The 13529-nt window shown below is 59.2% G+C and carries 13 protein-coding genes and 1 pseudogene; 1 reads left to right on the top strand and 13 read right to left on the bottom strand.

The window, feature by feature from the left end:
* Positions 1–137 precede the first annotated feature (137 nt).
* From lpdA to IDM45_RS16185, 13 genes and pseudogenes are all read right to left on the bottom strand, one after another.
* Positions 138–1544, bottom strand: coding sequence for a dihydrolipoyl dehydrogenase (gene lpdA, locus IDM45_RS16235; protein ID WP_209423748.1), 1407 nt, complete (start codon positions 1542–1544; stop codon positions 138–140).
* Positions 1545–1550: 6 nt separating this feature from the next.
* A pseudogene (locus tag IDM45_RS16230) lies at positions 1551–3073 on the bottom strand (dihydrolipoamide acetyltransferase family protein).
* A 1-nt stretch (position 3074) separates the two neighbouring features.
* Positions 3075–4085 carry an alpha-ketoacid dehydrogenase subunit beta gene (locus IDM45_RS16225; protein WP_209424182.1) on the bottom strand — a complete coding sequence of 337 codons (1011 nt, stop codon included), beginning with the start codon at positions 4083–4085 and terminating at the stop codon, positions 3075–3077.
* A 122-nt stretch (positions 4086–4207) separates the two neighbouring features.
* Positions 4208–5446 carry a 3-methyl-2-oxobutanoate dehydrogenase (2-methylpropanoyl-transferring) subunit alpha gene (locus IDM45_RS16220; protein WP_209423747.1) on the bottom strand — a complete coding sequence of 413 codons (1239 nt, stop codon included), beginning with the start codon at positions 5444–5446 and terminating at the stop codon, positions 4208–4210.
* Positions 5447–5824: 378 nt separating this feature from the next.
* Positions 5825–6376: a GNAT family N-acetyltransferase gene (locus IDM45_RS16215; RefSeq protein WP_209423746.1), complete on the bottom strand. Its 552-nt coding sequence runs from the start codon at positions 6374–6376 to the stop codon at positions 5825–5827.
* A 116-nt stretch (positions 6377–6492) separates the two neighbouring features.
* Entirely contained in the window at positions 6493–6831 is a 339-nt protein-coding gene (locus IDM45_RS18280) for a YqaE/Pmp3 family membrane protein (RefSeq protein WP_366781127.1), read from the bottom strand.
* 103 nt (positions 6832–6934) lie between these two features.
* On the bottom strand, positions 6935–7570 hold the full coding sequence (locus tag IDM45_RS16210) for a hypothetical protein (protein WP_209423745.1): 636 nt from the start codon (positions 7568–7570) through the stop codon (positions 6935–6937).
* 92 nt (positions 7571–7662) lie between these two features.
* Positions 7663–9495 (bottom strand): ATP-dependent nuclease, encoded by a 1833-nt coding sequence (locus IDM45_RS16205; protein WP_232654399.1) that lies wholly within the window; start codon positions 9493–9495, stop codon positions 7663–7665.
* A 5-nt stretch (positions 9496–9500) separates the two neighbouring features.
* Positions 9501–10289, bottom strand: a complete 789-nt coding sequence (locus IDM45_RS16200) for an AadA family aminoglycoside 3''-O-nucleotidyltransferase (protein WP_209423743.1) — start codon at positions 10287–10289, stop codon at positions 9501–9503.
* A gap of 64 nt (positions 10290–10353) precedes the next feature.
* On the bottom strand, positions 10354–11184 hold the full coding sequence (locus IDM45_RS16195; protein WP_209423742.1) for a hypothetical protein: 831 nt from the start codon (positions 11182–11184) through the stop codon (positions 10354–10356).
* A gap of 181 nt (positions 11185–11365) precedes the next feature.
* Positions 11366–11494, bottom strand: a complete 129-nt coding sequence (locus IDM45_RS18005; protein WP_267912115.1) for a hypothetical protein — start codon at positions 11492–11494, stop codon at positions 11366–11368.
* Positions 11491–11718, bottom strand: a complete 228-nt coding sequence (locus IDM45_RS16190; RefSeq protein WP_209423741.1) for a hypothetical protein — start codon at positions 11716–11718, stop codon at positions 11491–11493. Before IDM45_RS16190 ends, IDM45_RS18005 begins: the two co-directional genes overlap by 4 nt.
* A gap of 34 nt (positions 11719–11752) precedes the next feature.
* Positions 11753–11968, bottom strand: a complete 216-nt coding sequence (locus IDM45_RS16185) for a hypothetical protein (RefSeq protein WP_209423740.1) — start codon at positions 11966–11968, stop codon at positions 11753–11755.
* Positions 11969–12492: 524 nt separating this feature from the next.
* Here IDM45_RS16185 and IDM45_RS16180 point away from each other — a divergent pair.
* The gene (locus tag IDM45_RS16180) at positions 12493–13449 is read left to right on the top strand and encodes an integron integrase (protein WP_209424181.1); all 957 of its coding nucleotides are present in this window, start codon (positions 12493–12495) and stop codon (positions 13447–13449) included.
* Positions 13450–13529: the final 80 nt, after the last annotated feature.

The raw sequence follows: 13529 nt of genomic DNA, 5'->3' as shown, positions 1-13529 counted from the left end.
CACAGGACGGGGTGGGGTTGGCGTTTGGGTCAGCGGGGCAGTCTACCAATCGGCATGACTGGAAAACCAAAAAGCGCGCCTGGAGTCGGCGCGCCTTTGGCGGGTCGTGGCCGAGGCCTGGTGCCTGCCTTCAGCCCTCAGACATGCACCGCCCGCCCCAGCGCGCGCAGCGCCGCCTCCTGCACCGCCTCGCCCAGCGTCGGGTGCGCGTGGATGGTGTGGGCCACGTCCTCCAGCCGCGCGCCCAGTTCGATGGACTGGCCGAAGGCCGTTGCCAGCTCCGACACGCCCCGGCCCACGGCCTGCCAGCCCAGGATCAGGTGGTTGTCGCGCCGCGCCACCACGCGCACGAAGCCGCCGGTCGACTCCAGCGTCATGGCGCGGCCATTGGCGGCAAACGGAAAGGCGGCGTCCATGCAATCCAGCCCGGCGGCACGGGCCTCGCCAGGCGTGCTGCCGACGACCACGACCTCGGGGTCGGTGAAGCACACCGCCGCAATCGCCAGCGGCTCGAAGCGGCGGTTTTGGCCGGCGATCTGCTCGGCCACGCACTCGCCCTGGGCCATGGCGCGGTGCGCCAGCATGGGCTCGCCGGTCAGGTCGCCGATCGCCCAGACGCCGCGCATGGAGGTGCGGCAGTGCGCGTCGATGGCCACGTGGCGCCCGGCCATGTCGAGCTGCAGCGACTCCAGCCCGAAGCCCGAGGTGCGCGGTCGCCGGCCCACGGCGACCAGCACGCGCTCCGCTGGCAGGGCGAACTCGTCAGCGCGGGCGTTCCTCACATGCACGCCTTGGCCCGCATCCCAGCCCAGCACGCTGCAGCCCAGGTGCAGCACCACGCCGCTTTTTCTCAAAGATTCGAGCACCGGCTGCGTCAGCTCCTCGTCATAGCTGGGCAGCACGCGCTCGGCGGCCTCGACCACCGTGACCTCCACGCCCAGCTTGCGGTAGGCAATGCCCAGCTCCAGCCCGATGTAGCCGGCGCCGACCACGACCAGCCGGCGCGGCAGCACGTCGGGCGAGAGGGCATCCGTCGATGACCAGATGGCGCCGCCAAACGGCATGCTGGGCAGCGCCACCGGCTCGGAGCCTGTGGCCAGCAGCAGATGTTCGCAGCGCACGCGCAGCGCGCCCTGTCCCTGCGCGCCGCGCACGGTGACGGTCTTGCCGTCCTCGATGTGCGCCCAGCCCTGCAGCACCTGCACCCCGGCCTTGCGCAAGAGCGCGCCGACGCCGCCCGTCAGGCGCTGCACGATGCCGTCCTTCCAGCGCACGGTCTGCGCCACGTCCAGCGTCGGCTCGCCCGCGCGTATGCCCAGGGGCGAGCCGGCGGCGTGCTGGCGCGCGTGCTCGAACTCCTGGGCCGCGTGGATCAGCGCCTTGGACGGGATGCAGCCGATGTTCAGGCAGGTGCCGCCCAGGCCAGCGCCCTCGACCAGCACCGTGGGGATGCCCAGTTGCCCAGCGCGGATGGCCGCCACGTAGCCGCCCGGGCCGCCGCCGATGACCAGCAGCTTGGTCGTGATGTCCTTTTTCTCGGTCATTTCTGGTCACTCCACGAACAGCAGGGCCGGGGTTTCGAGCAGGGCGCGCATGGCCTGGATGAAGCGCGCCGCGTCCATGCCGTCCACCACGCGGTGGTCGAACGATGAGGACAGGTTCATGAGCTGGCGCGCCACGACCTGGCCGCCGCTGCCGAACATGGGCCGCTCGACCATGCGGTTGACGCCGACGATGGCCACCTCCGGGTGGTTGATGACCGGGGTGCTGACGATGCCGCCCAGGGCGCCCAGGCTGGTCAGGGTGATGGTGGAGCCGGAGAGTTCTTCGCGCGTCGCGCGGCCAGAGCGCACGCCCTCGGCCACGCGGGCGATCGCTGCGGCGCAGGCCCACAAGTCCAGGCCCTCGGCGTGGCGCAGCACGGGCACCATCAGGCCGGCATCGGTCTGCGTGGCCAGCCCCAAGTGGACGGCCTCGTAGCGGGTGACCACGCCAGCCTCGTCGTCGTAGCGGGCGTTGATCTGCGGGAAGTCACGCAAGCTGAGCACCAGGGCGCGCGCCAGGAAGGGCAGCAGCGTGAGCTTGCCGCGCGTCGCGCCGTGCAGCTGGTTCAGGCGCTGGCGCAACTGCTCCAGCTCGGTCACGTCGATCTCCTCGACGTAGCTGAAGTGCGGGATTCGGCGCTTGGCCTCCTGCATCTTCTGCGCAATGCGGCGGCGCAGGCCGATGACGGGGATTTGCTCCTCGCCGTGGCGCTGCGTGTATGGGGACGATCCGCCCGGGCCTGCCGGCTGGCCGCCGCTGGCGATGTAGGCGTCCAGGTCTTCGTGGCCGATCTGCCCCGCCGGGCCGCTGCCGTGGACGAAGCGCAGGTCAACCCCGGCGTCCTGCGCACGCCGGCGCACCGCGGGCGAGGCCAGCGGGCGCTCGCCGGGGGCGCGGGCGACGGCGGATGAGCGGTTTTTAGCTACTTTTTTGCTAGCTGTCAGCGCTTGCTGGGCAAGGGTTTGAGCCGGATTTTCCTTGAAATCCTCATCCTGCCCTGCTCCCGTCTTCCGTCTTTCTCTCTCTGGGAGAGGGCCGGGGTGAGGGCCAGCGCCGCCTGCTCCCTGCCTTCCTGCTCCCTCTCCCTCTGGGAGAGGGCTGGGGTGAGGGCCAGCGACGGTGGCCTCATCAGCCGGTGCGCCCACAGCCAGCCGGCCCCCACCCCCGCCCTCCCCCAGAGGGGGAGGGAGTAAAGAGGCACCCTTCTCCAGGGGGTGAGGGAGTGAAGAGGCGCCCTTCTCCAGGGGTGAGGGAGTGGAGACGCGCCTTCCTTGAGGTTGCCCTCCCCTGCCACCTCCAGCCGCACCAGCTCCGCCCCCACGGCCAGCACCTGGCCGACGGCGCCGCCCAGCGCCAGCACCTTGCCCGGCACGTGCGCGGGGATTTCCACCGTGGCCTTGTCGGTCATGACATCGGCAATCGGCTGGTCTTCGGCCACCACGTCGCCCGGCTGCACGTGCCAGGCGACCAGTTCCACCTCGGCAATGCCTTCGCCGATGTCGGGCATCCGGATCACATAAATACCCATGTCATGCCTCCTTGCCGACAGCGCGCTGCAGGGCCGCGCCGACGCGGGCGGGGCCAGGGAAGTAGTCCCATTCCTGGGCGTGCGGATAGGGCGTGTCCCAGCCGGTCACGCGCTCGATGGGCGCCTCCAGGTGCCAGAAGCAGTGCTCCTGCACCAGCGCGGCCAGCTCAGCGCCGAAGCCGCTGGTGCGCGTGGCCTCGTGTACCACGACGCAGCGGCCCGTCTTCTTGACCGAATTGACGATGGTCTCCAGATCCAGCGGCCAGATGGAGCGCAGGTCGATGACCTCGGCATCGACCCCGGCCTCGCGCGCCGCGCATTCCGACACCCAGACCATGGTGCCGTAGGTCAGCACCGTGACCTCCTTGCCGGGGCGAAAGACCACGGCGCTGTCCAGCGGCACGCGAAAGTAACCCTCGGGCACCAGGCCCAGCGCGTGCTTCGACCACGGCACCACGGGCCGGTCGTGGTGCCCGTCGAACGGGCCGTTGTACAGGCGCTTGGGCTCCAGGAAGATGACCGGGTCTTCGCACTCGATGGAGGCGATCAGCAGGCCCTTGGCGTCATACGGATTGCTGGGCATGACCGTGCGCAGGCCGCAGACGTGGGTGAAGAAAGCCTCGGGGCTTTGGCTGTGCGTCTGCCCGCCATAGATGCCGCCGCCGCAGGGCATACGGATGGTCATGGGCGCGGTGAAGTCGCCATTCGAGCGGTGGCGCATACGCGCGGCCTCGGACACGATCTGGTCGGTGGCCGGGTAGAAGTAGTCAGCAAACTGGATCTCGACCACGGGCTTGAGGCCATAGGCGGCCATGCCGATGGCCGTGCCGACGATGCCGCCCTCGGAGATCGGCGCGTCGAAGCAGCGCGTCTTGCCGTACTTGGCCTGCAGCCCTTCGGTCACGCGGAACACGCCGCCGAAGTAGCCCACGTCCTGGCCATAGACGATGACGTTGTCGTCGCGCTCCATCATCACGTCCATCGCCGAGCGCAGCGACTGGATCATGGTCATGGGCACGCGGGCGGCGTCGGGCGCCAGTGCTTCAGCGCGGCGTTCGTCGCGCTTTTGCTCCTGCGCGGTGCTGGGCTCGGCCTGCTGCATGGCCCGGGCGGTGTCTTGTGTGCTGGCCATGGTCAGACTCCCAATTGCTGGCGCTGCCGGCGCAGGTGCTCCGGCATGTCCTTGTAAACCCCTTCGAACATGGCAGCGGCGCTGGGCACGCGGCCATCGAGCAGGCTGCCGTGGCGCTCGGCTTCCTTCTCTGCCGCCAGCACCTCGGCCTCCAGCTCTTTGTGTGCGGCGGCGTGCTGCTCCTCGCTCCACTCGCCGATGGCGATCAGGTGCTGCTTCAATCGTGCAATCGGGTCACCCAGCGGAAAGCGCTGCCAGTCATCGTGAGGGCGGTACTTGCTCGGGTCGTCCGACGTGGAGTGCGGGCCGGCGCGGTAAGTCTCCCACTCGATCAGCGTCGGGCCGTGGTTGCTGCGCGCGCGCTCGGCGGCCCAGCGGGACGCCGCATACACGGCCAGGAAATCGTTGCCATCGACGCGCAGCGAGGCCACGCCCACGCCCACGCCGCGCTGGGCGAACGTCGTGCCCTCGCCGCCGGCAATCGACTGGAAGGTGGAAATCGCCCACTGGTTGTTGACCACGTTGATGATGACCGGCGCGCGATAGACGTGGGCGAAGGTGAGCGCGGTGTGGAAGTCCGCCTCGGCGGTGGCGCCGTCGCCGATCCAGGCGGAGGCGATCTTCGTGTCGCCCTTGATGGCGGACGCCATGGCCCAGCCTACGGCCTGCGGCACCTGCGTGGCCAGGTTGCCCGAGATCGAGAAAAAGCCCGCGCGCTTGTACGAATACATGACGGGCAACTGCCGGCCCCTGAGCGGGTCAGCCTCGTTGCTCATGAGCTGGCAGATCAGCTCGGACATGGGGATGTCGCCCCGCGACAGCAGCAGGCCCTGCTGGCGGTAGGTGGGAAAGCACATGTCCCCCTCCTGCAGCGCCTGCGCGTGGGCGATGGCAATCGCCTCCTCGCCCAGGCACTGCATGTAGAACGACAGCTTTTTCTTGCGCTGCGCCATGAGCATCCGGGCATCGAAGATGCGCGTCTTCATCATGGCGCGCAGACCACGGCGCAAGCGCTCGGAATGGATGTCCGGCGCCCAGGGGCCGACGGCGCGGCCCTCGTGATCCAGCACCACGACCAGGCTGGTCGCCAGGTCGGCCGTGTCGGCGGCGGGGGTGTCGGTGGGGGGCCTGCGCACCGCGCCGGCGGGCGAGGTGGCGAGATAGGAAAAATCCGTGCTCTGGCCGGGCCGGCCGGTGGGCTCGGGCACGTGCAGCCGCAGCGGGGCTGTGTGGGTGGTCATCCGCAGTCTCCTTGCGCCCAGGGGTGGCGGGCGGTGGTGAGGGACAGGGCGAGGCGCCAGATCGTGGCGCACCGTCCCTGCGCGCCGGGGCGCTGGGCGGGATTCTAGGAAGGGAGAGGGGCCGCAGGGATGGGGGCTTGCCCTGTTGTGGACAGGGTTTCAAGGGGCGTGGGTCGCCGCCGGAAATGTCGGGGATGGACTACCTGCGCCACCGACTTGACGCCGAGCGCCGTGCAGATGCGGGGCATGGCATCGACGCGTGGTGTGGTGCCGGGTGCAGCACTCTATCCGGGGGAAGAAGAAAGGGGGCTTTGTGGATGGAGTTTCCTCACGCCCTGAATCCAGCCGACGCTGTAGGCGGTCGGCTGGGATGACGTGTTATGCGTCATAGCGGCCACGCGGCAGACGGTACAAGCAATGCAGGCGCAGCGAACTACCGTCAGGTACTTGAGGATGTTCAAAGGTGCCTGACTCGCACATGTTGAGCCTTTCCATGACGGCACGAGACCTGGAGTTCCCAACTGCCGTGAAGGACACGATTTCGTCTAGGCCGAGGGACGTAAAGCCGATGCGGAGAGCTTCTCGTGCAGCCTCAGAAGCCAACCCTTTGCCCCAATGCGAAAAGGAAAGACGCCAACCGATTTCTACACACGGCGAGAACGGAAGTTCGGCTGAAGGGGTATGCAAGCCGACGAATCCGATGAACTCGCGAGAAGCCTTCAACTCAGTAGCCCAAAATCCCCAGCCGCGCTCTTGAATCAAAGATTGGCAATGATCAGCGATCGTGTCACTTTCGGCGCGTGTGAGCCGCGCGGGGAAAAACTCCATCACTCTTGCATCTGCATTGAGCGCGGCGAACGGTTTGCGGTCAGCGGGCGTCCACTGCCGCAGGAAAAGGCGCTCAGTTTCGAATTCGATGAAATTAGCCATTTGCCATCGCTACGGAGCTGGCGAATGAGGATGCATAACGCTTGAGTTCAGCCGCCGCCGTAGGCGGTCGGTTGCAATGAAAAGTTAGACATTGGCAGAAAAATAATGAAGCATCGTCATTTTTTTAACATTCTTCCTACCATGCGCCCAAGTGATTTTCCGGCAGACTCTGCAGCCTTGGATGGTCGGCGAATTGCTTCCTGTGGAGTGGTTAATTTTTCCGGGAGATTTTCACGGAGAAATTTCTGAGCCATAGGCGCTGATTTGGGAAGAAGGTTTGCATTTCCGCAAGCTGGACAAGCCTCATGTCGAGTAGTCAGGCGCCAAACTGAGTAGATGATGCCTGGGATGAGAAAGCAAAGCCAAAGAATAACTTCAAGCGCGAAGTGGCCCTTGGTAACTTTGGTTGTTGCACCGACGTGGCCACAATTTGTGCATACGAGATCATCCGACATAAACCCTCCAAAAAATACTGACTAACGTTTGATTTCAGGGGCTTTGCGCGGCTTTATGCGAAAGTCCCCTGCAACTCAAAGTTAGACCTGCGTTGCACCTTGCTCACGACCCCAAGAGCGCCGCAAGTGGACCAAAAAATGGGAGCAAACCAGCGGCCACGGCGTTCGATGCCACCCCCTCTACCAAATTGCGCAACGTCTTAAGGGACTCCCGAAGGATTGAGATCTTCGGCTTGGATGAGGCGAGTTGTGCTTCGACAGTACTTAACTCCGCTTGGGCTTCCGCCTTCTCTTCGGCGGAAATCGGCAGGTCATGAATGCATGCGCCGAACTTAGATATAAGCACTCGAATCGCATCGATGTCGTTTGTATTTGCCACCTGTGACTGAGTGCTTCCGTGCGTACCCTGCTGAATTTGAGAACCAACCATACTATGCACGTTCACGATGTTCACCACTGGAGGGAAATAGTGCGTTGGCGATTCCGGCGCAGAAAGGGCACGTTCAACTTCAACGATTCCGTGGTGCGTGATGGAAATGCCTCCTCCAATGGTTCGATGCTCAACCAAGTGTTCACCCACGAGATAGTTGACAACATTTTCTGTTTCATTTCGCGCTAGTTGGGCCGTATCTCCCACATCCCACATCGACACGATCTTCATCGTGTGCCCGTCGGTGATTTCGTACAACCGATTCAAAAGGCGGAAGCGGTCGGCTTTCTTCTTCGTCAGCGTATCCATATCTGATAGCTCCAAGCAGGTCTAACGCCCGAGGTAACCAGCGCAAAGACCGCGTAGCGGGACTTGCGTCCGGTTGACCGATTTGTTGGCCGTCATTGCGATGACAGACGCGTCAAGGCTTTGAACACCGGCAAGAAACCTTTGAGCTCATCTGCAGACACCGCCGAATCGGCCTTAAATTCAGCGAGCACCTTATGCTTTAGGGAACTTTTTGCACCCTTACGCTCCTTGGTGTCCGCAGATGTCAGCGCCATAACCAGAGACGTATTCGCACCGTGAACCTTCGCAAGGATTCGGTCTGGAACAAGCCCTTCGATACACTGCTTGCCAGGCTTGCTACTGCCAACGGCAATATATCCACTACCTTCTTGCAGTCTTGCCTGCTGCATCACCCTCTCAAGCTCTGGTTTTGCGTCTAAATCAAACGTGACAAGTACCTTATTGAATTTTTCAACAATGAACTTGAGTAGAATAGGGTTTTTGAGCGCGTCCTTTCCCTCGTATGGAACAATTTCAACCTCTGGGGGAAAGGTAAGGCCCATGAGGCCCAGGGCATCTATGTGTTCGTAGTATTGCTTATCCAGCGTGCCCTCGACTAATAGCACACAATGTTTGCTACTAAATATAACATCCTTCCACGCCGTAAATTCTGAATTGTTAAGACCTAAAATATCTCCAAACGGTTCCATCCAAGTATTTTCGTCCACGGACACGACTTCGGTCTCCTTAGTTTTGCCATATGAAACCTTACGTGACAATAGAATATTCGATTTAACGTTAGTTTGGCACAACATATAGGGACTGTGGGTGGTGACAATCGTTTGAATCTGTAATTCATTGGCAAGATCGATTAGAACACGTCCAAATTCAGCTTGCGCGGAGGGATGCAGAAAACTTTCAGGCTCTTCAATTAATATTATTGGGGTAATTTTGTTCTCGTCGGTCTTTTTCTTTATTCTACTTGCGTGAAGAATTGACATTAGAATTTGCGTTCTGTTTCGCGTACCACTACCCCAATCACTCAAAGGAATATCAACGTTTTTATTTTTGAGATTTACTTCAAATGGAATTGAGCCTGAAAACATACCTTCAGGCAGTGAAAACTCAACCTCGTATTTCTCTTCAAGGTGGCCGAGGAGTTCTGAAAGCTCTGCCTTGTGTGCTTGGGCAGCCTTTTTCACCTTTGCCTTAACCTTTGCCAATGCATCAGTGACCTGTTTTAGTTCGTCGTCCGCAAATGTTAGCTCATGCAAATACCGCCCTCCTGGATCGAATATTGGCGCAAAAGATTGTGCTGAGTCGTGCATAAATGCCAGGCTGGACGATTTGAGTTTTTGTAGAACTTCCTTTGAATCGTAGTTTGTGAATTCTTTGTCGTTTACCCAAATTTGACAGACACTCTCGTCTCCTGCCTTGTAGGTGACCTTCACGCGCAACTTAGCGACCGTCTTTGGTAGACTTCCTTCGTTGAATTTCTCGATAAACTTAAAAAGTCCAGAATCTTCGACTGGCGAAACACCAATCTCATAGTCGAAGATGATGTCATTGCTATTTTTATCCCATTGCGTCTTGTTGTCGCGATACGTGATGCCATCATCACGACGGTAGAAGAAGATGTCTCCGAAGTTGTCACGGAACGTGTGCCGGATTGCACGAAGCAGACTGGTCTTTCCGGCGTTATTTTGCCCAGATATCGCGGTGTAGTAACCACGAAACGTCACCTCAACATCTTCGAGTGTTCGGAAATTCATTACATGTAGGCGCTCTAGTTTCAAAGCAATCTCCTGATTTATGAGTAGCCCACGCCCGACGGCGGGTGATTTTGACGGCCAACGCATAGTTGAGCGGCGGGCGCAGCCCGTCCGCTTGAACGCCGAGTTAGGCATCAGATGCCCTCGGCGCGGGTCGATGCACTTTTCGCACATGCCGCTCAACGCAAGATTCTCTCAATCGTTGCTTTGGCATATCGAACGAACGCGGCCGTCTCTTCGACGCGCATTGCTAGGTCGTCGTCCTCGCTACCCAGGTACGCCGCGCGTGCCTTGCAGATGAGGGGCCGATGCTCGGCAGGCAAACGCTCCGATACCCATGCGGCAGCAACGTCCTTAGGAGCAATGAGACCAGTTGAAGCGCTGTACCAAATGCGAGCAAGAGCAAGAACGACGTTCCGCTCGTCACCCTTCCAATCCGACTCTGCATTCCACTGGGCAATAGTGTCGAAAAGCGCCTTGGAGAAATGCTCCTTCGGCACCGGCTCGAAAAACGTGGCTGCGGATGGGCCTAGAAGCGCAAGGCTGTGTTGCCTCGCCTTGGTCAGCAAAATCGCAAGATCGTGATCCAGAACGGCAGGCTCGAACGTTCCGGAAAGGATGTCGTGGCGGAGCCACTCACCGAACTGAAGCTCACGCCGCGCCGGATAGCGCCAAGGCACTACTTCGCTTCGAGCGACAACAGTTAGCTCCAGCGGTCGCCATGTTCCGCCATCGCTTGGCGGTGATGAGACTTTCAGCAAATCGAGCATTAGCGCCTGCCGGAGCGAATCGTTAGGTGCGGCGCTGACGGTCACGAGCAAGTCTATGTCGCTGTCCGGCTTCAGCCCTCCATCGATCGCAGATCCGAACAGGTGGATTGTGTCCAGTGTCGCAGCCAGATGGCGCTCGATCACCGCGCGAGCGTGGGACAGCTGCTTGAAAACTTGTGCAGGGAAAAATTCACCCATGATGCCTAACTACTGAATTAAGCCGCGCCGCGCAGCGGCGTCGGCTTGAATGGATTGTTAGAACTCACCCGCGGCGGCACTCATTAGCCTCGGCCTCTGTGAACTGTATTTCATGGACTTTTAGCAAACCAGATGCAATAGCTGGCTCAAAGAACTGGAATACCCTCTCGGAGTTACCCCAAAGCCCTCTGCCCTCCTCCCCAGGAACCTTGAGAATGACAGCATCGAGGTGTGCGTTGATTTGCTTAGTGGCGCGATAGTGGTGGATCTTGGAAAGCATGACGTAAAGGCGATCACGATACATGGGGCTCAGAAGGCGCTCCGGACGCATGTCAATGAAGGTCTCTCCATCTGATGTCCTGATGTAACCGTCAAAGATGGGTTGAATGTTGCTGATCGGGTCTACGCCTTGGAGGAAAGAGAGCTTTGCCTCTGTAATGACATTTGAGGGGTGAATGTTGCGAAGCTTTAACAGCTTCTCTAACGCCATGCTCTCAGCTCGAGCCCAGTCCATCCGCGCCGGCGCGGGCGCCTCGGTGGCCGTAGCCGCGAGAGCGCGATTTTCGCTATTCTGCTTTTCTTCGACTTCTGCTTCGGTAGCCTTCTGTACTACGGGGGCGGTAGCGTAGTAGTCGCCTTGAACGGTGGTGCTGCTTTGTCTTTGGGATTGCGAGTTGCTGACAGTGATTAATTGCGAAAGAAGAGATGCATTTTGTTTTTCTAGTTTTTCGATCTCGGCCTCTTTCTTGCGTACATCACGAGAGATGGCAACTAGTTTTCCCACCGAAAAGCTGTCGAATGACTCGGAAAGCACGAGCACAACAAGCAGGCCAAGAAGAACCAAAACTCCCCCCGTAATCTCCCCGATCGGTTCAACTCGCAGATAGCGGAACAAAACCATTCCTGCGATAAGGATGCAGAGCACGCCAAGAAGGAATCGAACAAAGTAGTTCGTTGATTTAGCGTCTGCCACTATGTAGACCCCTGTGAGTTTTAACGGCTAAAGTAAGCGGCGTGCCGTAGGCGCGTCCGCTTGACTGCCGAGTTAGGTCAACGGCTGGAAAATGAAAGCGGAATCACCCTTGATTTTCCTTCTCTTGCCTTTTCCTTTCAATATCTTCCTGCTCTTTTTCAATTCTTTTTCTTTTGGCCTCTTCTCCCGCTTCTATAGCTTTTTGAACCTTTTCTTTTTGTTCGTCCGTCATTGATTCTGAGTGTTCGTTAAGAAGTTTTTGAGCCTTCTTCCCAGTCTCTTCTGGCAATTTTTTATTGCTTCAGATCCAATTTCAACCGCCAGCATCCCAACATTTGCCACTGCTTTCCCAAGGAGTTTTGCTGTGGAGGAGATTTTATCCGTGCCACTGCCATATGAGAAACTATCTTTGGCTTCTTCAAAGGCTGCCTTGATTTTGAAGTATGGTAATTTCATTTTTTCTGATGGCTAGTTTTGTTGCATCTGAATATTATTTCCACGTCTTTCCGGCGTGTTCTTTGGCTTTTGCTTCATTTTCTTTTTGTTGTTTATATTGATATTGGGCTTGTGCCATAAGCTCTTTATGCTTTTCTTTATCCCCTCGATCTTTAGCCTCCATTGCTTGTGCGTAAAGTCGATCGCCATCACGTTTGCATTTTTCGGCTCTCTGCTTAAACATGTCAGATTGGTTTTCATAGAACGCCATTGATATCTCCTGCTTGGTGTGAAGTGAACTCTAACGAATCGAATTGAGCCGTAGACCGCGAAGCGGGATATCGGCTCGAATGAGGGGTTCAGCCTGCGGCGTTACGGCACGTCTCTTCATGGTTTATTTCTCTCGCTGCTCTAGCAATAAAAGTACGTGAATTTTTCTGAATTCAGCTCACGCTGCGCCACTGGCATGTCCGCTCAAGCTCGCTTGTGCCGCATGCCAGTGGCGCAGCGCACGCTAGCAGCAAAATCCAGTTTTATAAAGTGCCCGCAGGCGTATTAATCTCCACAGATTTTGTTTGGCGTAGTAACGATGTCGGCGGAACTAGAATTAGACGACACCCAGCAGGCGTCATCTTGCACAATAACATCTGGCACCGCCGGCCAGCCTCCTCGTAAACACGGACTTTTCACTCATTTAGGCAAACCTAAAATTTCGCGGATGGTGTTCCGCTCCACCATATCAAGAGAAGAGACCTTTCCGTGCCGCCCACCCAACCTCCAAAGCTCCTGGATCGCATGCGCGACCATCTGCGCACGCGTCACTACAGCATCCGGACTGAGCAGGCGTACCTCGACTGGGTTCGACGTTTCATCTTGTATCACAAAAAACGCCATCCACAAGAGATGGGTGCGCCCGAGGTGGAGGCGTTCTTGACCCACCTCGCGGTAGAGCGACAAGTGTCGGCTTCCACGCAGAACCAAGCCAAGGCGGCGATCCTGTATCTCTACAAGCAGGTGTTGGCCATCAATCTTCCTTGGCTCGATGAGGTTGTACAGGCCAAGCGCCCGCAGCGGCTGCCAGTGGTGCTGACCCCCAGCGAGGTGCGAGCGCTGCTCATGCACATGGACAACGCCGCGATGGGCTTGATTGCCCGTTTGCTCTACGGCACCGGCATGAGATTGATGGAAGCGCTGCGCCTGCGCGTAAAAGATGTGGAGTTCACGCGGCGCGAGATCATCATTCGCGAGGGCAAGGGCGGCAAAGACCGGGTGACCGTCCTGCCAGAAAACCTGATCGAGCCACTGCAGGCACAACTGCACAAGGCACAAGCACTGCATCAGAAAGATTTGGCTGCCGGGCTGGGCCGGGTACATCTGCCGCACGCACTGGCGGTGAAATACCCGAATGCCGACAAAGCCTGGGCCTGGCAGTGGGTGTTTCCCTCACCCGTGCGCTCCATCGATCCGCGCCCGGATGCGCGCACTGGTGAATTGCTGGAGCGACGCCATCACGTTTATCCCGAGTCGGTACAGCGCGCAGTACGCGAGGCAGGAAAACTGGCGCAGATCGATAAACCGGTTTCACCACATGTATTGCGCCATTCTTTTGCCACACACCTGCTGCAATCGGGCTACGACATCCGCACGGTGCAGGAATTGCTGGGCCATGCGGACGTTAGCACCACCATGATTTACACCCACGTATTGAACAAGGGTGGGCGCGGCATCTTGAGCCCACTGGATGCACTTTAAAGAAACAAAAATTCCACAAACAAAAAAGCCGCCTCTGAATGAGTGCGGCTTTTTGCAGGCAACCGGATATCCGATTAACG

Origin of the sequence: Melaminivora jejuensis, assembly GCF_017811175.1 — a bacterium.
Lineage (GTDB): Bacteria > Pseudomonadota > Gammaproteobacteria > Burkholderiales > Burkholderiaceae_C > Melaminivora > Melaminivora jejuensis.
The sequence above is the reverse complement of the archived record's forward strand: the minus strand, read 5'-3'. Positions and strand labels throughout refer to the sequence as shown.

Excerpts from the sequence above, each read along its gene's own strand:
- lpdA (WP_209423748.1), bottom strand. The coding sequence starts at position 1,544 with ATGACCGAGAAAAAGGACATCACGACCAAGCTGCTGGTCATCGGCGGC.
- IDM45_RS16225 (WP_209424182.1), bottom strand. The coding sequence starts at position 4,085 with ATGACCATGATCCAGTCGCTGCGCTCGGCGATGGACGTGATGATGGAG.
- IDM45_RS16220 (WP_209423747.1), bottom strand. The coding sequence starts at position 5,446 with ATGACCACCCACACAGCCCCGCTGCGGCTGCACGTGCCCGAGCCCACC.
- IDM45_RS16215 (WP_209423746.1), bottom strand. The coding sequence starts at position 6,376 with ATGGCTAATTTCATCGAATTCGAAACTGAGCGCCTTTTCCTGCGGCAG.
- IDM45_RS18280 (WP_366781127.1), bottom strand. The coding sequence starts at position 6,831 with ATGTCGGATGATCTCGTATGCACAAATTGTGGCCACGTCGGTGCAACA.
- IDM45_RS16210 (WP_209423745.1), bottom strand. The coding sequence starts at position 7,570 with ATGGATACGCTGACGAAGAAGAAAGCCGACCGCTTCCGCCTTTTGAAT.
- IDM45_RS16205 (WP_232654399.1), bottom strand. The coding sequence starts at position 9,495 with ATGTGCGAAAAGTGCATCGACCCGCGCCGAGGGCATCTGATGCCTAAC.
- IDM45_RS16200 (WP_209423743.1), bottom strand. The coding sequence starts at position 10,289 with ATGGGTGAATTTTTCCCTGCACAAGTTTTCAAGCAGCTGTCCCACGCT.
- IDM45_RS18005 (WP_267912115.1), bottom strand. The coding sequence starts at position 11,494 with ATGACGGACGAACAAAAAGAAAAGGTTCAAAAAGCTATAGAAGCGGGA.
- IDM45_RS16190 (WP_209423741.1), bottom strand. The coding sequence starts at position 11,718 with ATGAAATTACCATACTTCAAAATCAAGGCAGCCTTTGAAGAAGCCAAA.
- IDM45_RS16185 (WP_209423740.1), bottom strand. The coding sequence starts at position 11,968 with ATGGCGTTCTATGAAAACCAATCTGACATGTTTAAGCAGAGAGCCGAA.
- IDM45_RS16180 (WP_209424181.1), top strand. The coding sequence starts at position 12,493 with ATGCGCGACCATCTGCGCACGCGTCACTACAGCATCCGGACTGAGCAG.